The organism is Myxococcus sp. XM-1-1-1, from assembly GCF_020037095.1.
Classification (GTDB): Bacteria; Myxococcota; Myxococcia; order Myxococcales; family Myxococcaceae; genus Myxococcus; species Myxococcus fulvus.
This window is the reverse complement of record NZ_JAIQDH010000014.1, coordinates 76283-98789: the sequence shown is the minus strand read 5'-3', so window position 1 is coordinate 98789 and position 22507 is coordinate 76283. Positions and strand designations below refer to the sequence as shown.

19 protein-coding genes are annotated in these 22507 nt (G+C 71.4%); 13 read left to right on the top strand and 6 right to left on the bottom strand.

Going from position 1 to position 22507, the window contains the following annotated elements; all coding sequences use genetic code 11:
- Window positions 1-5 precede the first annotated feature (5 nt).
- The 9 genes from K8640_RS25290 (at window position 6) to K8640_RS25250 (ending at window position 10409) form a co-directional block, all read left to right on the top strand.
- Window positions 6-1385 (top strand): acetyl ornithine aminotransferase family protein, encoded by a 1380-nt coding sequence (locus K8640_RS25290; protein WP_223749408.1) that lies wholly within the window; start codon window positions 6-8, stop codon window positions 1383-1385.
- A gap of 11 nt (window positions 1386-1396) precedes the next feature.
- Entirely contained in the window at window positions 1397-2305 is a 909-nt protein-coding gene (locus tag K8640_RS25285) for a CoA transferase subunit A (protein ID WP_223749407.1), read from the top strand.
- Entirely contained in the window at window positions 2295-3065 is a 771-nt protein-coding gene (locus K8640_RS25280) for a CoA-transferase subunit beta (protein ID WP_223749406.1), read from the top strand. The genes K8640_RS25285 and K8640_RS25280 overlap by 11 nt, the downstream gene beginning before the upstream one ends.
- 24 nt (window positions 3066-3089) lie before the next feature.
- Complete coding sequence (locus K8640_RS25275) at window positions 3090-4286, top strand: thiolase family protein (RefSeq protein ID WP_223749405.1); 1197 nt, start codon at window positions 3090-3092, stop codon at window positions 4284-4286.
- Window positions 4286-4618 carry a hypothetical protein gene (locus tag K8640_RS25270; RefSeq protein ID WP_223749404.1) on the top strand — a complete coding sequence of 111 codons (333 nt, stop codon included), beginning with the start codon at window positions 4286-4288 and terminating at the stop codon, window positions 4616-4618. Before K8640_RS25275 ends, K8640_RS25270 begins: the two co-directional genes overlap by 1 nt.
- A gap of 123 nt (window positions 4619-4741) precedes the next feature.
- Window positions 4742-6688 carry a lysyl oxidase family protein gene (locus tag K8640_RS25265; protein ID WP_223749403.1) on the top strand — a complete coding sequence of 649 codons (1947 nt, stop codon included), beginning with the start codon at window positions 4742-4744 and terminating at the stop codon, window positions 6686-6688.
- 12 nt (window positions 6689-6700) lie between these two features.
- On the top strand, window positions 6701-7849 hold the full coding sequence (locus K8640_RS25260) for a cysteine desulfurase family protein (RefSeq protein ID WP_223749402.1): 1149 nt from the start codon (window positions 6701-6703) through the stop codon (window positions 7847-7849).
- Between the two features lie 97 nt (window positions 7850-7946).
- Window positions 7947-9173, top strand: coding sequence for an ABC transporter permease (locus K8640_RS25255; RefSeq protein WP_223749401.1), 1227 nt, complete (start codon window positions 7947-7949; stop codon window positions 9171-9173).
- 12 nt (window positions 9174-9185) lie between these two features.
- Window positions 9186-10409 (top strand): ABC transporter permease, encoded by a 1224-nt coding sequence (locus K8640_RS25250; RefSeq protein WP_223749400.1) that lies wholly within the window; start codon window positions 9186-9188, stop codon window positions 10407-10409.
- A gap of 101 nt (window positions 10410-10510) precedes the next feature.
- On the opposite strand, the gene K8640_RS25245 is transcribed toward K8640_RS25250, so the two are convergent.
- Entirely contained in the window at window positions 10511-10681 is a 171-nt protein-coding gene (locus K8640_RS25245; RefSeq protein ID WP_194869373.1) for a hypothetical protein, read from the bottom strand.
- A gap of 176 nt (window positions 10682-10857) precedes the next feature.
- A complete protein-coding gene (locus K8640_RS25240) occupies window positions 10858-11586 on the bottom strand; it encodes a hypothetical protein (RefSeq protein ID WP_223749399.1) in 729 nt (242 codons plus the stop codon).
- A 151-nt stretch (window positions 11587-11737) separates the two neighbouring features.
- Here K8640_RS25240 and K8640_RS25235 point away from each other — a divergent pair, with 151 nt between their 5' ends.
- On the top strand, window positions 11738-12985 hold the full coding sequence (locus K8640_RS25235; protein WP_223749398.1) for a phosphatidylserine/phosphatidylglycerophosphate/cardiolipin synthase family protein: 1248 nt from the start codon (window positions 11738-11740) through the stop codon (window positions 12983-12985).
- 8 nt (window positions 12986-12993) lie between these two features.
- On the opposite strand, the gene K8640_RS25230 is transcribed toward K8640_RS25235, so the two are convergent.
- A complete protein-coding gene (locus tag K8640_RS25230; protein ID WP_223749397.1) occupies window positions 12994-13620 on the bottom strand; it encodes a DUF3575 domain-containing protein in 627 nt (208 codons plus the stop codon).
- 247 nt (window positions 13621-13867) lie between these two features.
- Between K8640_RS25230 and K8640_RS25225 the strand changes: the two genes are divergently transcribed.
- From K8640_RS25225 to K8640_RS25215, 3 genes are all read left to right on the top strand, one after another.
- Window positions 13868-14392, top strand: a complete 525-nt coding sequence (locus K8640_RS25225; RefSeq protein ID WP_223749396.1) for a GNAT family N-acetyltransferase — start codon at window positions 13868-13870, stop codon at window positions 14390-14392.
- 214 nt (window positions 14393-14606) lie between these two features.
- Window positions 14607-15659: a hypothetical protein gene (locus K8640_RS25220; protein WP_223749395.1), complete on the top strand. Its 1053-nt coding sequence runs from the start codon at window positions 14607-14609 to the stop codon at window positions 15657-15659.
- Between the two features lie 38 nt (window positions 15660-15697).
- The gene (locus K8640_RS25215) at window positions 15698-16969 is read left to right on the top strand and encodes a hypothetical protein (RefSeq protein ID WP_223749394.1); all 1272 of its coding nucleotides are present in this window, start codon (window positions 15698-15700) and stop codon (window positions 16967-16969) included.
- A gap of 110 nt (window positions 16970-17079) precedes the next feature.
- On the opposite strand, the gene K8640_RS25210 is transcribed toward K8640_RS25215, so the two are convergent.
- The 3 genes from K8640_RS25210 to K8640_RS25200 all read right to left on the bottom strand — a co-directional run bounded on the left by K8640_RS25210 (window position 17080) and on the right by K8640_RS25200 (window position 22430).
- Window positions 17080-17982 carry a hypothetical protein gene (locus K8640_RS25210; protein WP_223749393.1) on the bottom strand — a complete coding sequence of 301 codons (903 nt, stop codon included), beginning with the start codon at window positions 17980-17982 and terminating at the stop codon, window positions 17080-17082.
- Between the two features lie 64 nt (window positions 17983-18046).
- Window positions 18047-19405, bottom strand: a complete 1359-nt coding sequence (locus K8640_RS25205; protein WP_370640388.1) for a sigma 54-interacting transcriptional regulator — start codon at window positions 19403-19405, stop codon at window positions 18047-18049.
- 31 nt (window positions 19406-19436) lie between these two features.
- Window positions 19437-22430 (bottom strand): serine/threonine-protein kinase, encoded by a 2994-nt coding sequence (locus tag K8640_RS25200; RefSeq protein WP_223749392.1) that lies wholly within the window; start codon window positions 22428-22430, stop codon window positions 19437-19439.
- Between the last annotated feature and the right edge of the window lie 77 nt (window positions 22431-22507).

Genomic DNA, 22507 nt, shown 5'->3' with positions numbered 1-22507 from the left:
CCCCCATGACCATGCTCCATCCCGAAGTGAAGACCGCCCTGCCGGGGCCGAAGGCGCGCGCCATCATCGAACTGGACCAGCGCTTCAGCTCGCCCTCGTACATCAAGGAGTACCCGCTCGTCGTCGAGCGCGGCGAGGGCCCCTGGGTCCACGACGTCGACGGCAACCGCTTCCTCGACTTCATGGCGGGCATCGCCGTGGCCTCCACGGGCCACGCGCATCCGCACGTGGTGAAGGCCGTCCAGGAGGCCGCGGGCCGCTTCCTGCACATCTGCGGCACGGACTTCTACTACGACGCCTTCTCGAAGCTCTGCGCCAGGCTCGCCGGCTACCTGCCCGAGATGGGACCCAAGAAGGTCTTCCTCACCAACTCCGGCACGGAGGCGGTCGAGGGCGCCATCAAGCTCGCGCGGCACCACACGCGCCGCCAGTACATCGTCGCCTTCAAGGGCGGCTTCCATGGGCGGACCTACGGCGCCATCTCGCTCAACTCATCGAAGGTGGCCCAGCGCGCCTTCTTCGGGCCGCTCCTGCCCGGCGTCATCCACGTCCCGTACGCGAATCCGTACCGCTGTCCCAACGGCTGCGCGCCCCAGACGTGCGGCGACGCGTGCAACCCGGCCCTGGCGCTGGAGCGCGAGTGGTTCGTCAACCACGTGGACCCGCGCGAGGTGGCCGCCATCTTCGTGGAGCCCATCCTGGGCGAGGGCGGCTACGTGGTGCCCCCGACGAGCTTCCTGAAGGAGCTGCGGCGCATCTGCGACACGCACGGCATCCTGCTCGTGTTCGACGAGGTGCAGTCGGGCATCGGCCGCACCGGGCACATGTTCGCGGCGGAGCACTTCGGCGTGATGCCGGACATCCTGCTGTCCGCCAAGGGCATCGCCTCCGGCATGCCGCTGGGCGCCATCATCGCCAAGGAGTCGGTGATGACGTGGCCGCGCGGCTCGCACGGCAGCACCTATGGCGGCAACCCCGTGTGCTGCGCGGCGGCGCTCGCCACGCTGGACGTGGTGGAGGGGCTGCTCGACTCCGTGCGCGCCACCGGTGCGCTGCTCCAACTTGGGCTGCGGGAGCTGCAGTCACGCCACCCCGTCATCGGCGACGTGCGCGGCGTGGGCCTCATGGTGGGCGCGGAGTTCGTGGACCCCGCGACGCGCGAGCCCGCGAGCGCCTACGTGGGCGAGCTGGAGCAGCTCGCGTTCCGCAAGGGCCTGCTGCTCTTGTCGTGTGGCAAGTCCACCATCCGCTTCGCGCCGCCGCTCGTCGTCGGTGAGCACGAGGTGGCCGTCATGCTGCGCATCCTCGACGCGTGCCTGGGCGAGCTGTCGCTCGACCTGTCCAGGGCCGCGCCCGCCCGGGCCACGGCGGGGGTGAAGCTGTGAAGCCAGGGGCCGTGGACAAGCGCTGCTCCATGCGCGAGGCCATCTCGGCCAGCGTCAAGGACGGCAGCTCCATCGTCATCGACGGCTTCACGCACCTCATCTGCTTCGCCGCGGGCCACGAAATCATCCGCCAGGGCGTGAAGGACCTCACCGCCATCCGGCTCACCCCGGACCTGGTCTACGACCAGCTCATCGAGGCGGGCGCGGTGAAGAAGCTGGTCTTCAGCTGGGCGGGCAACCCCGGCGTGGGCAGCCTGCACGCGCTCCGCCGCCGCGGCGAGGCGTCCTCCTCCGAGCGGCTGGAGCTGGAGGAGTACTCGCACTTCGGGCTGCTCTCGCGCTTCCTCGCCGCGAGCGCGGGGCTGCCGTTCTGGCCGCTGAGCAACTACCAGGGCGCGGACATCGCGCGGGTGAACCCGGCCATCAAGACGGTGCGCTGTCCGTACACGGAGCGGGAGCTGGCCACCGTGCCCGCGCTCCACCCGGACGTGGCCATCATCCACTGCCAGCGCGCGGACATGGAGGGCAACGCGCAGGTGTGGGGCCTGCTCGGCTCGCAGAAGGAGGTGGCCTTCGCCGCGCGCAAGGTCATCGTCGTGGCCGAACAGATCGTCCCCACCGAGGTCATCCGCAAGGACCCCAACCGCACGCTGGTGCCCGGCATCATCGTGAGCCACGTGGTGCACGAGCCCTGGGGCTGTCACCCCAGCTTCGTGCAGGGCTTCCATGACCGGGACAACGACTTCTACGTGAAGTGGGAGGACATCTCCCGCAAGCCGGAGACGTACCGCGCCTGGCTGGAGGAGTTCGTTTACGGCGTGAAGGACCGTCAGGGCTACCTGGCGAAGCTGGAGACGGGGTTGCTCGACAAGCTGCGCGCGAAGGCTCGCGTCTGCGAGGGGGTGGACTATGGGTACTGAGAACAACGTCTCCACCGCGTCCGAGCGGATGGCGTGGCGCGCGGCCCAGGAACTCCACGACGGTGACGTGGTCTTCGTGGGCATCGGCCTGCCCAACCTCGCGTGCAACCTGGCGCGGGCCACGCATGCGCCGGGCCTGTTCATGATCTACGAGTCTGGCGCCGTGGGCGCGATTCCCGAGCGGCTGCCCGTGTCCATCGGCGACCCGTCGCTCGTCACGGACTCGCTGGCCGTGGTGGGGCAGGCGGACATCTTCCAGTGCCTGCTCCAGCGCGGGCTCATCGAGGTGGGCTTCCTGGGCGGCGCGCAGGTGGACCGGTGGGGGAACATCAACACCACCGTCATCGGCGACTACGCGAACCCCAAGGTGCGCCTGCCCGGCAGCGGCGGCGCGTGTGAAATCGCGGTGCACGCGCGGCGGCTGCTCATCGTCATGCGCATGGGCCCGCGGACCTTCGTTGAGAAGTGCGACTTCATCACGAGCCCGGGCCACCGGATGAACGGCAGGACGCGCGCGGAGCTGGGCCTGCCCGGCGGTGGCCCCACGCGCATCATCACGGACCTGGGCGTGCTCGACTTCGACGCCACCGGCGAGGCCGTGCTGTCCGAGGTCTATCCCGGCGTGACACCCGAGCAGGTGCGCGCCGCCTGTGGCTGGCCGCTGCGCGTCGCCGACTCCGTGCGCACCACGGGCGAGCCCGACCTGTCCGTGCTGTCGCTCCTGCGCGAGCGACTGGACCCGCAGCGCCTCTATCTCTGAACGCATCCCCAGGAGCCCCTTCCCATGGCAGAGGCCTTCATCGTCGACGCGGTCCGTACCCCCATCGGTCGATTCCGAGGCGCGCTCAAGGGCGTGCGGCCGGATGACCTCGCCGCGCACGTGCTGCGCGCGGTGCTCGAGCGCAACGCATTGGATGGCGCGCGCGTCGACGAGGTGTTCCTCGGCTGCGCGAACCAGGCGGGCGAGGACAACCGCAACGTGGCGCGCATGTCGCTGCTGCTCGCGGGCCTGCCGCACTCGGTGCCCGGCGTCACCGTCAACCGCCTGTGCGCCAGCGGCCTGGAGGCCATCATCCAGGGCTGCCGCATGATTCGGCTGGGTGAGGCGGACATCGTGCTCGCCGGCGGCGTGGAGTCGATGACGCGCGCACCGTGGTCCATGCCCAAGCCCGAGGACGGCTTCCCCTCCGGCAGGTGGGAGGCGTGGGACACCGCCCTGGGCTGGCGCTATCCGAACCCGAGGCTCGCCGCCCTGTTCCCGCTGGAGCAGATGGGCGAGACGGCGGAGAACGTGGCCGAGCAGTGGGGCATCGCCCGCGAGGCGCAGGACGGCTTCGCGCTCGCCTCGCACCGCAAGGCCGTGGCCGCGCAGGCGGAGGGCCGCTTTGCTCGCGAGCTCATCGCCGTGGACGTGCCCCAGGCGAAGGGGGCTCCCGTGCGTGTCCAGGTGGACGAGGGGCCTCGCGCGGACACGTCGTTGGAGCGGCTGTCCGGCTTGAAGGCCGCGTTCCGCGCGGGAGGCAGCGTGACGGCGGGCAACTCCTCCACGCTGAACGATGGCGCGTCGGCGGTGCTGCTCATGAGCGAGGCGGCGCTGAAGTCCTCGGGCGCCACGCCGCTGGCGCGCTTCGTGAGCAGCGCGAGCGTGGGCGTGGACCCGCGCACCATGGGCATGGGGCCGGTGGGCGCGTCGCGCGCGGCGCTGGAGCGCGCGGGGTGGAGCGTGGACTCCGTGGACCTGGTGGAGCTCAACGAGGCCTTCGCCGCGCAGGCCCTGGCGTGCATGCGCGAGCTGAGGCTCCCGTCGGAGAAGGTCAACGTCAACGGCGGCGCCATCGCGCTGGGGCATCCGCTGGGCTCCAGCGGGGCGCGCATCGTCACCACGCTGGTGCACGAGCTGGGGCGTCAGGGCGCGCGAAGGGGCCTCGCCTCGCTGTGTGTCGGCGTGGGGCAGGGGCTGGCGCTGACGGTGGAGCGCTGATGCGAATCGAAGACCTGCGTCACGAAGCCCGGGAGGAGCACTTGTCCGCCACGCTGCACATCTACCCCGCGACGGAGGCGATGCCCTGGCACTACCACTTCGATTGCCCACACGGGCACGAGGAGTCCGGCACGCTCGAGTCGCTCGACGCGCTGGCGGACGTGCTGCGCCGCTGGGGCCGCCACCTGGTGGACCTGCCGTGGACGGTGCTGCCCACCTTCGGTGGCGCGGCGCCAGCCCGCACCGAAGGGGTGTGGAGCTGGGATGACTCGCGCGTGCTCGTGGGCTCGGATGTCCACGCGCTGACGCTGTGCCCTCGCGAGCAGACGTAGGGCGCCAGATGCCCTTCATCCGGCAAGCATCGCAAACGGGGCCGCGACGGCGGACATAGCCTCTTGCGCCTCACGACTCCCGGCGGGGGGCGCCTTGCGCCGGAGCGTTCGAGAGGAGCGACCATGTTGCGTCTGTCCTTCGTCGTATCGGCCTCCATGCTGTTGGCTGTCCTGGGGGGGTGTGACGACCCGGACCCCAGGCCCGAGCCCGAGCCGGGCCCCGAGCTGTCCGAGACGCCGCTGTGGCAGGTGAAGGGCACCATGACCGAGGCGGGGGAGTGCTTCGGCGGCTCGGTGGCGCTCGCGGACTTCGATGGCGATGGCCAGAAGGACCTGGTGGTCGGCTCATTGCCCTGTCAGGTGCTGCTCGCCCCCACGCGCCATCCCGGGGGCGTGTACCTCTTCAAGGGGCAGCCTCCCTACTTCTCCACCGAGGCCGCGTCCGCGCGGATGAGCTGGACGAACACGCATCCCCAGACCTCCGGGACGCAGCTGCGCGTGAGGACGGGCGAGGTGAACGGGGATGGGTTCGCGGACCTGCTCGTCCAGGGGCGCTATGGCAGCCAGGTCTTCCTGGGGCAGGCGGACCTGAAGGCGATGCTGGCCGCGCCCGCCTTCCGCGCGCCGGGCAATGGCCTCTTCCTCAGCAGCCTCTTCGCGGACCTGGATGGGGACGGACGCGACGACCTCATCGTGAGCCGCGCCAACGAACAGAGCTTCTACCGGGCGACCCCGGGCTCGGAGCAGGGCCCCTTCACCCTGGTGCACTCCCGCCCGGGCTACTACGCCATCGAGGTGGTGGAGGACTTGAACGGGGACGGCGCCGACGACGTGCTCATGACCACGGAGACGGGAGGTCGCGCGTACTTCCTGGGGTGCAAGCCGGGCAGCACCTTCGCGTGTCAGGGCCTGCTGTCCGCCGAGCCCGTGCGCCAGGAGCCCTTCGAGGGCCTGGGCTATCGGCTCCCGGACATGAACGGGGACGGGCACCGGGAGGCCGTCGCCTCCGCGGACAACGGGCCGTACTCCGTGCACCTGTCCGAGCCCGATGGGACGTACGCGTCGACCGCCATCTGGTCCACGCAGGGGGACCCGGCCTTCCCGCTGCTGGGCAGCTTCCAGGCCGTGGGCGACCTGGACGGCGACGGTCACCGCCAGGACTTCGTGATGGGCTCCCTGGGGCGGCTCTACTTCTTCTCGCCCAAGGAGGACCTCTCGCAGTCGCTCCACCCCGTCTGGGCATGGCCTCGCGCGGACACCATCCCCAACGGCTATGAGAACTATCGGCGCTACAGCGTCGCGGTGCCCGGGGACCTCGACGGCGATGGCCGTGATGACCTGGTGGTCGCCTCCGTGCCGACCGGGGACCTGCTGGAGCATCCCCTCGGGGACGTGTCCGTCTTCTCCGGAGGGCGCGTGCCGAAGTCGCCGGCGGAGCCTCCGCACCTGATGGCCGCCAGGTCCTGCGGCCTGAACCTGGACCCGGTGAACGGCAAGCCCGACCTCACGGTGGACCAGGACGTGCTCGAGCGCACCGCGCACGTGACGTGGAAGACCTTCGCCGCCGACTCCTGCGAGGTGCGGGAGCAGTGCGTGATTGCGCCGGGCCGCCGCAAGCTGCTTCGCTTCAGCACCTCCATCATGAACCTGGGCAACAAGGCCGCCATCTTCCCGCCCATCGAGGAGAACCCGGACCTGTATGTCTTCGACGAGTGCCATGGCCATCACCACCTGGCGAACTTCGCCGCGTACGAGCTGCGCGACGCCCAGGGCCACCAGGTGATGTCCGGCCGCAAGCAGGGCTACGCGCTGGTGGACGTGCAGAGCTACTGCTCGGACGCCGAGCCCTGGAACTACTACGAGCCGATGGGCATCTCCGCGGGCTGGTCGGACATCTACACGCTCGACGTGCCGTGCCAGTGGGTGGACGTCACGGACGTGCCGGACGGCACCTACACCTTCCAGGTCAGCGTGGACACGCGCGACATCGTCGAGGAGGCGACGGTGCACCCCAACACCGTGTCCTTCCCGGTGCGCCTGCAGGGAGACACGGTGACGGTGCTGCCGTAATGCTGCGGGGCCATGAGCCCCGAGCGCCCGCTGTACCTGGACCACAACGCCACCACCCCCGTGGACCCGGAGGTGGTGGACGCCATGCTGCCGTACCTGCGCGAGCACTTCGGCAACCCCTCCAGCGGACATGCGTACGGCCGCCGTGCCCACGCGGCGCTGGAGGAGGCCCGCCGCAAGGTCGCCGCGCTCATCGGCGCGAGGCCCGACGAGGTGTTCTTCACCTCCGGCGGCACGGAGGCCAACAACCTGGCCATCCGAGGCACCGCCGAGGCCCGCGCGGACCGGCGCCACCTGCTCACCTCCGTCATCGAGCACCCCGCCACGAAGCTGCCCTGCGACGCGCTCGAGTGGCGCGGCTGGCGCGTGACGTGGCTGCCCGTGGACGCACAAGGGCGCGTGCGCGTGGAGGACGCCCGCGAGGCGCTGGACGCGGCGGGCGGCGAAACCGCCCTCGTGTCACTGATGCACTCCAATAACGAAACGGGCGTGCTGCAGCCGGTGGCGGACCTCGCGGCCCTCGCGCGTCGTCATGGTGCCAGCGTGCACACGGACGCGGCGCAGTCGGTGGGCAAGGTGCCGGTGGACGTGACGGCGCTCGGCGTGGACCTGCTCACGCTGGTGGGCCACAAGCTGCGTGCCCCCAAGGGCGTGGGCGCGCTGTACGTGCGACAGGGCACGCCGCTCCGGGCCGTCACGCTCGGCGGCGGGCAGGAGCGGGGGCTGAGGCCCGGCACGGAGAACGTCCCATACGCCGTGGGGCTGGGCGTCGCGTGTGAGCTGGCGGGCCGGCGGCTCGCCCAGGGCACCCAGGCGCTGCTCGCGCTGCGCGAGCGGCTGTGGACCGGACTGCGAGACGCGGTGCCGGGGCTGGCCCTGAGCGGGCAGGACGCCGAGCGGCTGCCCAACACGCTCAACGTCCGCTTTCCCGGGGTTCGGGGTGGGGCGGTGCTGGCGGCGACGCCGGAGGTGGCCGCGTCCACCGGCTCGGCGTGCCATGACGGGGGCGAGACGGCGTCGCCCGTGCTCCGGGCCATGGGAATCCCGGAAGCGGACGCCCTGGGGGCGGTGCGCTTGTCCCTCGGACCGGACACCACCCAGGAAGAAGTCGCGCGGGCGGTGGTTGTGCTCGCGCGCGGGTGGAAGCAGGTGGCGGGCTGAAAACTTCCGTGCAATCACCCGACCTCGTCCGGCGTAGGGCGTTCTACCGGGGCAGGCCAACGGTGCGGCGCCACCCACCGGCGCGAGAGGGTTTCACGTGAGCTTCAGGGTCGACGTGTGGGAGGGAGGGCGCATCGCGCTGTTCTCCCTGCGGGCCAACCGGCTGCGCACGGTGCTGACGACGGTGGGCATTGGCGTGGGCGTGTGCACGCTGCTGGCCATCGTCGGCATCATCCAGGGAATCAACCAGTCCTTCGCGGACCAGCTCGCGCAAATCGGCGCGAACACGCTCCAGGTGTCCAAGTTCCCCTGGACCATGCGTGGAGACTGGTGGGAGTACCGCAACCGGAAGAACCTGTCGGCGGACCTGGTGGAGCCCATCCTCCAGGCCTCCGAGCACGTGGTGGCCGCCGCTCCGCTCTACTACGACCGGGTGGAGGCGCGCTTCCTGGAGCGGCGCATGGCGTCGGTGACGGCGCTGGGGACCACGGCGGACTACGCCATCATCTCCTCGTTCACGGTGGACAAGGGCCGCTTCCTGACGGAGGCGGACGTGGACAACCGGGCGCAGGTGGCGGTCATCGGCGCGGAGCTGGCGCGCACGCTGTTCCCGGGCCTGGACCCGGTGGGCCACCGCATCATCCTGGGCTCCAAGCCCTACCGCGTGGTGGGCTCGCTGGAGGCCAAGGGCACCATCCTGGGGGAGAACCAGGACACGGTGGTGGTGGTGCCCTTCCGCACCTTCCAGGCGGACTTCGGCAAGCGCAACTCGCCCAACATCGCGGTGTCGGTGGACTCGCCGGACAACGTGCTCAAGGTGCAGGACCAGCTCACCGTGGCGCTGCGGCGTGAGCGCAGGACGCCGCCGGAGGCGAAGGACGACTTCGCCATCAACCGGCCGGAGCAGCTGGCCAACATGTACGCGCAGCTCACCGGCGCGCTCTACGGCGCGGCCACGGGCGTGGGGCTGATTACCCTGCTGGTGGGAGGCATCGGCATCATGAACATCATGCTGGTGTCGGTGCGCGAGCGGACGCGGGAGATCGGCGTGCGCCGCGCGCTGGGGGCCAAGAAGCGCACCATCATCATCCAGTTCCTGATGGAGGCGGCCAGCGTGTCCGCGGTGGGCGGGACGCTGGGGACGGTGGTGGGGTTGGGGCTGGCGAAGACGGTGTCGTTCATCACGCCGCTGGCCGCGACGGTGGAGCCGTTGACGGTGGCGGGCGGCGTGGGGTTCGCGGCGATGGTGGGCCTGCTGTTCGGCATCTGGCCCGCGGCGCGCGCGGCGAACCTGGACCCGGTGGAAGCGCTCCGCCACGACTGAGGACGACTGCCCATGATGGCCTTGCTGGACACCTTGCGGCTGGCGTTCGGGACGTTCGTCTCCAACCCGCTGCGCTCCTTCCTGACGCTGCTGGGCATCGTCATCGGCGCCACCACGGTGGTGTCGATGATGGGTCTCATCGAGGGCCTGCGAATCCAGGTGAACGAGAACCTGTCGGAGCTGGGCGCCAACTGCTTCCAGGTGCAGCGGCTGCCCTTCGGCGCGGGCAACCTGTCGCTGGCGGAGCTGTCGCGCCGGCCGCGCTTCACGCATGAGGACCTGGAGGCCATCCGCGAGCTGCCTTCGGTGCTGACGGCCGCGGGGGAGGACTCGTCCGGTGGCCTGAAGGCGTCCACGCAGCTGCGCGAGTCGCGGGCGAACGTGAGCGTGTGGTCGGGGACGCCGGAGTACTTCCAGACGAACTCCGTGGTGGTGGCGCACGGGCGCGCCTTCACGCAGACGGAGTACCTGGATGGCAGGCGGGTGGCGGTCATCGGCCCGGACCTGGCGGAGACGCTGTGGCCCTCGCTGGACCCGCTGGGCCAGTCGTTCCGCCTGAAGGGGCGCAACTTCATCGTGGTGGGCGTGCTCAAGCGCAAGGGCGGCTTCCTGGGCGGCAGCGGCCAGGACAACCAGGTGATGACGCCGCTGACGGCCTTCCGTCCGCTGTTCGGCGTGCGCGACTTCCGGGTGAGCATCCAGGCGACGTCCGCGGAGGTCGTCAAGCGCGCGCAGGACGAGGTGACGGTGCTGATGCGCCGGCGTCACAACCTCAAGCCGCTGGAGCCGGATGATTTCTTCGTGTTCTCCAACGAGAGCTCCACGGAGATGTTCAACAACATCTCGCAGGTGATTTCGGTGGCCAGCTTCGGCGTGTGCCTCTTGTCGCTGCTGGTGGGCGGCATCGGCATCCTGAACATCATGCTGGTGGCCGTGACGGAGCGGACGCGGGAGATTGGCATCCGCAAGGCGCTGGGCGCGAAGAAGCGGCGCATCCTGGCGCAGTTCGCCACGGAGGCGGTGGTGCTGTCCCTGGCGGGCGGCCTGCTCGGCGTGGCGCTGGGGGTGGGGCTGGCGCACCTGGCGCGCTGGGTGCTGGGCCTGCCCACCGAGGTGCCGGGCTGGGCCATTGGCCTGTCGCTGGCGATGAGCAGCGGCGTGGGCCTGGGCTTCGGAATCTATCCGGCCGCTCGCGCCGCGAAGCTGGACCCGGTGGAGGCGATGCGCACGGAGTAATGCGCCACCTGGCGCCGAGCCGTGTCTGGTGAAAAGGGGCCCGCCCGCGAGCGTTTCCGCGGACCGGGCCCCTTCCTATTCCACGCGCGAGGGCGTGGGGACTACGGGCAGGGCGCCGTGCAGATGAGCTGGCCGGTGATGGGGTGCTTGTAACAGAACGGCGCGCACTCGGACTTCGGGGCGGGCTCGGTGGTGAAACCCGTGGTGACACCGAAGACAGCGGCGGCGGCGGTGAAGACGACGGCAACGCGGAGGTGCTTGAGAGCCTTCATTGGGGTGTGTCTCCAGACAGCGTGTCCGTACGGCCCGGCAAGAATGGCGCTGGGCGTAATTAATGACAACTAAGAAATTGAGAACATCTCTGCGCGTGTGGCTTTGCTGGTGAGACACGCACAACGCGCGCCGGTGAGACATCCTGGATTGGAGAGGGATTGCGGCGCGCTTGTAACTATCGCGTGGGTTGGTGCGAGCGGGGACCGCCGCCGGCCCACTGGTAGCCGAGCGTCGCGCCGGAGCCGACGAAGGCCAGGGCGATGAGCTGGCGCACGGCCTGGAGGCGGGTGCTGGGCTCGGAGAGCTTCGTCAGCAGGCCGTCGACGGCGGCGGCCAGGAGGGTGCCCGCGGCGGCGCCAGCGAGGGCTCCGACGTAGGCGTCGGCCCTGTCCTCGCTGCGGCCGAACGCGAGCTCGCCCAGGCCCCAGGTCCCGAGCGCGGCGAGGGGCGGGGTGAGCAGGAGGCCTCCGCCGACGGCCGCGACCTCCAGGTCCATGAAGCGTCCGCTGCCCGGCGTGGCGGGGCGGAAGAAGAGCAGGCGCGAGGGCAGGTAGCCCCCGAGCATCCCCGTGGCCGTCTGCGCGCTCGTGGCGCCCAGGCGTGTGTCCCCGCCGACGCGGGTTGCGCCCCAGATGCCGGTGAGCGGGAGCAGCGCGAGGCCGCCGTGCGCGACCCAGGCGCCCGTGGAGAGGGGCGCGTCCTCGGGACGGGTGGGCTGGTACGTGCTGCTCGCGCCGAGCGGAGGCGGGGTGGTGGGCTCCAGCCGAGAGGCTCTCAGCGGGACATCGGCGCGGGACTCACGGGGCGCGACGAGGCTCGCGCCCACGAGGAGCCAGGTGCTCAAGAGGACGAGATGTCGTGACATGCGCGCTCGGGCCGTGAGGAAGAACGGGAGGGTGCTCACGTGGATGCACCCGCTCCACCTCGCCCCGGGGCCGAGTGACGTGCGTCACACACTGTCCTCGCGCCCGGGTGTTGTCCGGTGGACGCCGTGCGCGTGCGCTCGGTGTCACCAGACAGGTGCCGCGACAGGGGAGCGCCATTAGCTTCCCAAGGTGAAGCTGGCCTGCTCCGTGCTCGTCGCGTTGCTCGTCGCCGGGTGCCCTGCTCCGAATCATCGGCACGACCTCCGGCTGCGCGCGCTGCCCACCGCAGCGGATGAGACGCGCTCGCTGGCCTTCTTCCAGTCGCTCGGCGTCGCGCTCACGCCCGGCCACCACGTGGAGCTGGTGGAGAACGGCCGCGTCTTCGATGTGCTCGACGAGGAGATTCGCGCCGCGCGCTCCAGCATCCACATCGCCAGCTACATCTGGCGCCCGGGTGAGCCCTCGGAGCGACTGGTGCGCGCGCTGCGCGAGCGACAGCCCGGGGTCGCGTGCCGCGTGCTCGTGGACCCGCTGGGCAGCGTCAACTTCGACTCCGTGGGCATCGCGCTCGCGAACGCGGGCTGCGAGGTGCGCATCTTCCGTCCCATCCAGGGCGCCATGCCCTCGCTCGACGCCGCGCGCATCAAGACACGCCTGCACCGCAAGCTCGTGGTGCGCGACGGCGAGGTCGGCGTCACCGGAGGCTTCGGCATCTGGCGCAGCTGGCTCGGCGACGCGGAGGGGCCGGAGTACTGGCGCGACATGAGCGTGCGCGCCGAGGGCCCCGCCGTGCGCGAGATGCAGGTGGCCTTCGCGCAGAACTGGCAGGAGGCGGGCGGAGACTTCCTTCCACCCGAGGCCTTCCCGGAGCTCGCCTCCCGAGGTGAGGCCCGCGCGGGCTTCGTCGCGAGCACGCAGAACCGCTTCCTCTCCGACGCGCGCCGCATGACGCTGCTCACCATCGCCGCCGCGAGGCGACGCCTCTGGATTTCAAACTCGTACTTCATCCCCTCCGACGCCATCGGCGACATGCTGCTGGAGAAGGTGAAGCAGGGCGTGGACGTGCGGGTGCTCGTGCCCGGGCGACATCACGACATCGCGCCGGTGCACGCCGCGCAGCGCGCGTCCTACGCGAGGCTGCTCGAGGGCGGGGTGCGCATCTGGGAGTACGAGCTGTCGATGATGCACTCCAAGACGATGCTCGTGGACGAGGACCTGTCCGTGGTGGGCTCGACGAACCTGGACCCGCTGGCGCTGAGCACCTCGGACGAGTGCTCGCTGGTGGTGGAGGACCCGGCGCTGGCCGCGTCGCTCGCCGCGGCGTTCGAGAAGGACATGCTCCACTCGCGCGAAATCCACTGGGACGGCTGGCGCCGCCGGGGACTGCTGCAGCGGCTGGGCGAGAAGCTGCCGTGGCTCATCGGCGACTATCTCTGAGGCACACCTCAGAACCGGAACGACGTGCCCAACTGGAGGAGTGGCTCCTCGGCCTCCCACGATTCGGTCCGCGGCGCGGCGGCGGGGCTGCACATCCCGAAGGGGCAGAGCAGGATCGGAGGTGGATAGGTCGTCCTGCGTGTCCGCGTGGACTGGACGCCCACGCCGAGCGACAGGTGCCACCGGGTGCTCAGTGGATGGGAGTAACCCACGAGCCCTCCGAAGGAGCTGCGCCTGCCGAACGTGTCGTCGCCCACGGTGAACAGGGTGTAGCTCGCCTGCGCCGCGACGAAGACACCTTCCTGGAACGTCTCGCCGAAGAAGACGCGGCTGCCCACCTGCGCGCCCACGAGGTTGATGTCCGGGCCGAAGTGGGTGCCGCCGAAGAACGACAGGTGCCGGAAGGGCTGATGCTCCATGCTCACCATGAGGAGGGGGAGCTCGGCCCGTGTCCGGTCGAAGCTCCAGGAGTGGCCTCGCGCCCCGACGTTCACCGCCCAGTTCCGGGACTCGAGGTTGGAGGGCGCGGGCTCGGAGGGGTGCGGTGGGGGGCTGGTGTCCCCCTGGGCTCGGGCGAGGAGGGGCAGGGCGACGAGTCCGCTCAGGAGGCCGTGACGCAACGAGCTCAAGTTCATGGTGGCGTGGCCCCAGGGCAAAGGGTGTGCCGGGCGCAACCCGGCGGGATGACAACCCCCGGGACGCGCGAAGTGAGCAAGTCGGTGCACAAACGCGAAGCGCGCTTCGCGAGGCACCGCGTCTTCCAGGTGGCGCTGCTCACGTCAGACCGACGGTGTCGGCTCCGGGGCGTCCGCCTCGTGCGCGCGGTGCGTCGTCGGACGCGCGCCAGACAGTGACGCGCCACGCGTGGTAATGGCTGCGGGCATGAGCACCCAGGACGTGGTGGGGCGGGCCGTCATCCGAGAGATACGGCCCGAGGATGATGTGGCGGTGGGAGAGCTGCTGGTCGAGGCCTTCACCACCCAGTACGCGAAGAAGCTGCCGGAGGTGGTCTACACGGAGGAGCGCAAGCGCGAGCTGCGCGACGTGGCGGCTCGGCGGAAGGTTGCCTCGCTCCTGGTGGCGGAGCTCGATGGCGAGGTCGTCGGCACCGTGGCCCTCTTTCCTCCCGGCGCGCCGGGCTCGGAGGCGTGGCTGCCTCGCGCGGCGGACCTGCGGGGGCTGGCCACCGCGGTGAAGGTGCATGGCACCGGCCTGGCCCGGCCGCTGCTCGATGCCGCCGAGGCCCTGGCCCGGCGCTGGGGCGTGGACGCGGTGTGCCTGCACGTGCGTCGGGGCGCCGTCGGCGTCGCGCGCATGTACATGTCCCGCGGCTACGTGCGCGAGCCCGAGGGCGACATGGACCTGCCCACGGTGTTCCTCGAGGCGTACGTGCTGCGCCTGAAGTAGCCGTGCTCCGGTGGCCGCCGCCCTGATGACAACGGTCATCAGACCCTCGACGGCGGTCACCAGGAGCGCGCCCTCCTCGGCCCGTGGAATCGCGGACTTCCGCCGTGATTCCAGGGGCTTGGTGAGCTGTGGACCCTGGCACACCCCGTGCTCAAGGGAGCTGCATCGGCTGACCTGGCTCAGCCCTCGCAGCCCAGCCCCCGAGGACCTCGTCATGGCGCTCTCCCCCATCTCCCGCTCCGTCGCCTCCCCCGTCGCCCCCTCGCTGTCGTCCCGCGCCGAGTCGGTGTCGCAGGCGGCGCGGCCGACGCCGATGAACGCGCCCTCGGCCCCGTCCCTCTTCCAGAAAGACGGCTTCGAGACCGGTGGCCTCAAGAGCGCGGAGGGACTCCAGAAGCTGGTGAAGGTGCTCGCCTCGCAGCTCGAGGTCCTCAATGAGCTGGCGCAGGTGCTCGGTGGCGCGCAGGGCCAGGGCGGCACGGGCGTGCCCCCGCTGAGCGGCGCGCAGGGGCAGGGCGGCACGGGCGTGCCTCCGCTGGGTGGCGCGCAGGGGCCGGGCGCGCTCGCGGGCTGCGCCGAGACCTCCGCCGCGGCCCCGTCCCCGCAGGTCCCGAGCATCGGCGCCGAGGCGCCGTCGCCTTCGGGCAAGGCCGCGGCCCCGTCCCCCGGACAGCCCGCGGAGGCGGTCGGCGCGAAGCAGAAGGTCTCCGACTCGCAGGGCGCGAAGAAGGACGGCAACACGCTGTCGCTGCACAACGACGGCGACAAGCCGATGACCATCCAGTTCACGCCCAACGCGGGGGAGAAGGCGGTGGACCCGGTCACCCTCCAGCCGGGCGAGAACCGCACGGTGAAGTTCCCCGAGGGGTGGTCGGGCAACTTCCGCAGCACGTCGGGCGACGGCAAGAACGCCACGCTCGGTGAGGTGAAGTTCGACGGTGGCTTCGGGAAGACCTACTACGACGTCAGCTACATCGAGGGGCACAACACCGCGATGACGATGCAGCCCGCCAGCGGCGGCCGGACGTCCGGGACCCTGGAGAACCTGCTCTCCTCCGCGCCCGACGCCGTGAAGGCCCGAGGTGAGGACGGGTCGGTGTATGGCATCAAGAAGACCACCACCTCGGAGGTGAAGGACCCGGCGGTGGTAGACTTCTTCCGCAAGCACGTCGGCGCGGACCAGGGTTATGTCATCCCCACCGACGACGCGAGCACGCTGGGCAGTGGTGACAGCAACCTGGTCGTCCGCTTGAAGAACCTCACCTGAGTCCCACCGGCGCCGCGCGCGCCGGCCGTGTCCCCTCCATGAGCGTCCGCCTCCCGCCGAATGCCCCCCGCCCCGGAGTCCCCCCTCGGTCCGCGAGGGAGGAGGCGGCGCGAGAGCAGGCGAAGCCCGCGGAGGCGAAGAAGTCGGACAAGTCCACCCAGGCGAAGGGCACCGGAGGCAAGCCCGCGACGGGTGGGAAGACCGGGGCCCGCCCCGCCGAGGGTGAGCAGGCGCAGCAGGGCGCGCAGGGCGGCGTCCACCGCGACGGGATGGATGCCGGCGCCCAGCGCGGCGGCTCCGGCGGGCTCGAGGGCTTCACCCAGGGCGGCGCGGAGGCGCTCGGCACCGCGCCCCCGACGGGCACCTCCACGGGCATGGCGGCGAAGCCCGCGCAGGTGGCGACGCCCACGCCTGCGACGCAGCCGCAGCCGTCCACGCGCGCCGAGCAGCAGGCGCCTCCGACGCTGCAGCAGCCCGCGCGTGAGTCCACTTCGGCCCAGGCTCCGCGCGAGCGGGACCTCGCGGAGCGCGCGCCGCGCGAGGAGACGCCGGCCTCGCGGGAGGGCCGCGCGAGGGTGCGCGCCGCCGTGATGGACCGGCTGATGCGGGGCTACGCGGACCTGGAGGCCAAGCTCTCCCAGTTCGTCCAGGCCCCGGGGCGTCACCAGGGCGTCGTCACGGTGCCCATCATGATGAGCGAGAGCTCCGTCACGCTCGAGTTCTGGGCCGTGGCCGCCGGGACGGCCGATGACCGGGCCTTCCTGACCGAGGTGCTCGGTGTGCCGGCGAACGTGGATGACGCGTACCTGCTCGAGCTGTTGCGCGAGGAGATCCACCTCGCCTTCGACGTGTTCCAGCGCTCGGAGCCGGGCAAGCAGGCCCGCGCGGCGTACGAGGCGGTGCTCACGCGCTACGACGCGGCCCGCATCCAGCCCGTCATCGAGGGCCACGACGCCGGCCCGATGGTGTCCGAGTGCGCCCGGCTCCAGCTGTCGTGCGAGCCGGCCTTCACCCGCTCACTGCTCCTGTCCCCGCTCCAGCTCGCCGTCGCGCGCTTCGCCGACGAGGGCAGCGCCACGCAGGTGATGGTGGCCGGGCTGACGCTGCAGCAGCTGGGCTCGCTCGTGGGGCACCTGCGCACGCTCAACCCGCTGCTCAGCAACGCGCAGGTGCGCAACCTCCTGTTCCGCGCCTCCACGGATTTGAAGCTCGCGTTGCGAAAGCCACTGGGTGACGCGGAGGTGGAGCGCGTGCAGGAGCTCGCGAAGCAGCTCCTCCGGCTCCAGGCCGTGGAGTACCTCCACGTCTAGGCAGGCGTCGCGCCGACACCCGGTCGGCCCGAGACGCAGGTCCCGCTCCGCGCGTCCGTCCGCCAGCATTCGCGGCGAGCATGACGCGCGGCCCGGCTGAAGCCCTCCGCTCAGGAGGACTCGCGGGCGAAGGCGCCCTTGCGGGAGCCGCCGCCATCGGAGTTGCCCAGCGCCGTGGCAATCTCGCCGCCGCGCTGCGCGCGCTCGGCCTCGGTGGTGCCCTCGGCCTTCTCGACGACGAGCATGCCGCCGCCGTTGTGCTCGCTCCAGGCGGTGCCCACCGCGTCCTCGAGCGCCCCGGCGTCCATCTTCACGCTCTTGCCGGTCCCCGGGTCCTTCACCGTGTAGTTGCCCTGCGCGTCCTTGCCATCGACAGTGACCCAGTGCGCGCGGCCCTTGCCCGCGTCCTTCGCGTTCGGGTCCACCTTGTTGGAGTCCACCAGCACCGCGGCCTTGCCGTCGCGCGCCAGGGCTTCATCCATCAGCTTCTTGTCGAAGGAGCCGGAGGCCTGCGTCACCGCCGCGCCCTCGTGCGCAATCATGTTCGACAGCTCGTGCGGCGTCGTCCCGTCGCCGTTGGTGAAGCGCGACTCGAGCGAGTCCATCGTCTCCGTCGACGGCTTCGCGCCCGTGGTGCCCTTGTCCTTGCCCAGCATCACCGCCACCGCGGACCCGCAGTTGGAGTCCTTGGTCTGCTGGAGCACCGAAGCGCCGTCCGCGGGCCCGCCCAGCTGGGGCACCTTCATGGACGACAAGTCACTCACGCAGGCCACCTGCTGGGGCTGGGTGGCGGACGCCGTGCCCACCGCGCTGGCCAGCGCACCGAAGCGCTGCACCCACTCGCTCAGCTGCGCCTCCTGCGCGCCGTACGCATCCGTGGGCGCCTCCACCGGCGTCACCTCGGGGGCCGCCGCCGTGCCCGTCCCGGATGCTGCGGCCCCCGGCGCCGGCGTCACGTCGACGCGTGGCTGCTCGAGGGTCCTCACCAGGGTCGGAGAGAGGGGGATGCGCACGGGGGGCCTCCAGGGACAAAAGGGGTACGTGGTCATCCCACTCTAACCCGAAAGTCCCTCCGCGTTAAGAGTCCCGCCCCGTATCCAGGTCGTGCTTGCGCAGCAGTTTCTTCAAGTAGACACGGTCGATGTCCGCCTCGCGGGCGGCCCGGGAGATGTTCCCCTCGCAGCGCTCCAGTAGATTTTTCAGGTAGTCGCGCTCGAAGCCCTCGATGAGGCGCTCCTTGGCTTCCTTGAAGGGGAGGTCCAGCTCGACCTTGGCGCCCCCCTCCTCGCCGGAGGACTCCAGCTCCGGCAGGGCCTCCTCGCCCAGGTTGACCACCTGCTCCACCACGTTGCGCAGCTCGCGCACGTTGCCGGGCCAGGGGTACTGGGCCAGCAGCGCGCGCGTCTGGACCGACAGCGCGCTGGGCGCCCGGCCCGTCTGCTTGAGCATGTGGTCGATGAGCGCCGGGATGTCCTCGGGGCGCTCGCGCAGGGGCGGCAGGCTCACGCGCAGCACCGCGAGCCGGTGGAACAAGTCCCGCCGGAACTTCCCCTGCTGCACCGCCTGCTCCAGGTTCACGTGCGTGGCGGCCACCACGCGCATGTTCACGGAGATGTAGTCGTTGGCACCCACGCGCTTGACCTGCCGGCGCTCCAGCACGCGCAAGAGGCGCGGCTGCAGCTCCAGGGGCAGCTCGCCCACCTCGTCCAGGAACACCGTGCCGCCCTGGGCGCGCTCGAAGGCGCCCGCGCGGTCCGTCTGCGCGCTGGTGAACGCGCCCTTCACGTGGCCGAACAGCTCGCTCTCGATGAGCGTGGGCGGCACGCCCGCCAGGTCCACGATGACGAACGGGCCCTTCTTGCGCGGGCTCTGCTGGTGGATGGCCTCCGCGCACAGGTCCTTGCCCGTGCCCGTCTCGCCCTGGATGAGCACGTCCGCGCCGCCGGGGGCCAGCCGCTCCAGCAGCGTGAAGGCCTCGCGCATCTTGCGGCTCTGCCCGACGAGCGCCCCGAAGTGGTCCTTGTCCGACAGCAGGACGGCGCGCTCGCGCGTGTCCTCGGGCATCAGCTTCAGCTCGGTGGTGCCCAGGGTGATGACGGTGCCGGGGCGCAGCTCCAGGGACGTGAAGCGCAGCCGCTCGCAGAACGAGCCGTTGTGCGATTCCAGGTCCGTGGCCACCACGTGCTCGTCATGCACCTCCAGCCTCAGGTGCTGTCGGGACACGGCCTTGTCCGCCAGGACGATGTCGCACGTGGGCGCCTTGCCCACCACGTGCGTGCCCTGTCGGAGCGGATGCACCTTGCCGGAGTCCGGACCCGAGAGGATCCGGAGCACCATCTTCACCTGACCCGCCCGTCCGCGCGTCAGCGTGGCCGTGGCATCCAGGTTCGCCTCTTCCTCGTCCGGCGGCAGCGACACGAGGGCGGACGCTAGCACGCCCCGGCGGGGGTGCCACCTTCCACGCGTGTCACCGCTTCCGGGGGCGCACCAGCGCGCGCACCGGCCGCGCGGCCTTCTTCTCCTCGGGCAGGGAGGCGAGGAAGCCGTCCACCTCCCCCGCGCGCTCGGGCAGCTCCGCCTGGGTGAACCACCCCTTGGCCCGCGCGGCCTCCTCGCGCGCCTGGGGCACCTGCCCCGTCCGGGCCAGCGCCTTCGCCAGCGCGAAGCCGGACTCCGCCAGCGCGTCCGGGGGCGCGTCCGGGAAGCCCACGGCCTCGCGCAGCGGCTTCACGGCCTCGTCCGCGCGGCCCAGCCCGAGCAGCGCCTGGCCCACGCCGTCCAGGGAGAACTGCAGCTTGTCGTCGCCCGCGGGCAGCACCTTCTGCTTCATCGCGAGCGCGCGCTCATACGTCTTCAGCGCGTCCTCGAAGCGGCGCAGGCCGAGCTGACACATGCCCAGCTCGTCGAGCGCCTCCGCCAGCTTCAGGTTGTCCGCGCCGTAGATGGCCTGGAGGATGTCCGCCGCCGCCTGCGCGTGGGGCAGGGCCTTGTCGTCCTGCCCCTGCTCGCGCAGCGTCATGGACAACAGGCCGTGGCGCCGGGCCACGTCGGGGTGCTGCGGGCCCATGGCGGCGGTGGTCTTCTGGAGCGCGTCCTCCATCAGCCTCAGCGCGAGCGCCGAGTCACCGAGCGAGTTCACCACGTGCGCGAGCAGGAACGTGGTGCGCGCGCGCTTGGGGTGCTCCTCCGGCAGCGCCCTCGCGTAGAGCGCGCGGGCCTCCTCCACGCGCGCCTTGGCCACGTCGTACTGCTCCTGGGTGATGGCCAGGTTGGCTTGATTGACGCGCACGTCGCCCAGCAGCACGGCGTCTCCGCCCATGCGCTCCAGGGTGGCCTCGGCCAGCTCGCCCCAGCGCGCCGCGGGCTCGAAGTGCTCGAGTCCATCCTCCACGAAGAGCAGCTTGTTGAGCGCCGTCACCTTCAGCCGGTCCGCGTGGCCGGCCTCCGCGTCGAACACCGCGCGCGACAGCAGCTTCGCGGCCTCGGCGGAATCGCCCGTCTGCTCCAGCAGCCAGCCGTTCAGGTACCGCGCCTCGGAGCGCAGCGGCAGGTAGCCGGTGGCCTCGACGGGGGCCATCAGCGGTTGGATGGCCTCCAGGGCCTGGGGGTGTCTGCCCGCGTCCATGAGCGCGCGCACGTGGGAGAGCTTCTCCTCCAACAGCTCGATGTCCGCGCGGCGCAGCGGGTCCGAGGGCCGTCGCTGCGCCGAGGCCAGCGCCTCCGCGTCCTCGCACTCCCACAGCGAGGGCAGGGCGAGCGCCGCGTCCAGCGACTTCTCCACCATCGCCGCGTCCGCGCTCGACAGCAGCTCCACCGTGGCGCGGAAGTCCTTGCGCCGACGCTCCAGGCACACGAGCTGCCGGTCCAACTGCTCCTCGGGCTTCACGCCCTGCACCTGGGTGGCCTCGCACGCCTGCACGCGCTGCTGCTTCCACGCCTGGGCGTAGTCTTCCAGGGCGTGCGTCACGCGCTCGGCCATCGTCTTCGCGAAGGGGCGGCCCGTGGCCTCGAACGCGGTGGCCAGCTTGTCGCGCGTGGAGGACGACCACGCCTCGTCCATCTGCGCGCCCGCGTCCACGCACGTGCGTGACTGGTGCCACACCGCGCCCGCCGTCAGCGCGAGCGTGGTGCCCAGCGCGCCCGCCGCCGTCGCCCACCGACGGCGCTGCAGCCGGTGGTGCTCCTGGGACAGCGCCTCCAGCAGCGCGGACATCGAGGGGAAGCGCTGGTCGGCCTCCAGCGACAGGCCGCGCAGCACGGCGTCGCGCACCCAGCCGGGCACCTTCGAGTCGCGCGGCGGCTCGCGCACCGCGAGCGGAGGCGGCCGCGTGGAGGAGGTCGCCAGGGCGCCCCGGGGCGTGGCGAGCGACTCGGTGCGCCCGCCGGCCTCGACCATGCTGGAGATGACGTAGGCGCGCACGCTCCCCGGGTCGAAGGGGCGCGCGCCATAGAGCGCGCCGTACAGCGCGGCGCAGAAGCTGAACTGGTCCGTGCGCCCGTCCAGCGTCGCGCCCCGGAACTGCTCCGGGGACATGTAGTTGGGCGTGCCCACCAGCGCGCCATGTCCGGTGAGCGTGGTGTCCAGCATGCGCCGACCGGAGGCGAGCGTCTCGCGGGTCTCCTCGGGGAGCGGGTCCTCCTCGCGCAGCTCGCCGATGGGACGCGCCAGGCCGAAGTCCATCACGTACACGCGGCCCGCGCGGCTGATGAGCACGTTGGCCGGCTTGAAGTCGCGGTGCACCAGCCCCGCCGCGTGCGCGGCCTCCAGGCCCCGGCCCGCGTCCACGTAGCGCGTGAGGATTTCGCGCCACGAGCGCGGCGACTCCTTCAGCCACGACGCCAGCGTGCCGCCGTCCACCAGCTCCATCGCGACGAAGACCTGGTCGCCCCACATGCCCACGTCGAACACCGGGATGACGTGCGGGTGGGAGACGCGCGCCATGGCCTGCGCCTCGCGCAAGAGCCGCGCCCGCGCCTCCTCGGACTCGTCGTGGCGTCCGTCCGGATGCAGCAGCTTGAGCGCCACCTTCCGGTCCAGGTCCGGGTCATAGGCCGCGTACACCACGCCCATGCCGCCCTGGCCCAGTCGGCGCAACAGCACATACCGGCCCACCTGGGAGAACGGCGGCGCCCGGCGGCGCGCCTCGTCCGGCCCCGTGGCGGAATCGTCACCGTGGGAGCTCGAGCCCACATCCCGATCTCCAGTGCCATAGGAGCGCGAGCCCGCACCTCGGGCCCCCGTCCCGTGGGAGCCCGCGCCCGGGCCCTCCGCGCCCAGGGACGCCGTCCCCTCGAGCTTGTCGCCCGTGCCCAGGGACATCGTCCCTTCGGGCTCGCCGCCCGTGCCCAGGGACATCGTCCCTTCGAGCTTGTCGCCCGTGCCCAGGGACATCGTCCCCTCGTCCTCGCCGCCCGTGCCGGCGGAGCCCTCGCCCCTGTCGCCTGTGTCGTTCTTGGTCATTCCTGGCGCACCCTTCCCCCGAGTGTACCCAAGCTCTTTGGGACTCCCAGGTTCTCGCCGCCTCGCGTCAGTCGCCT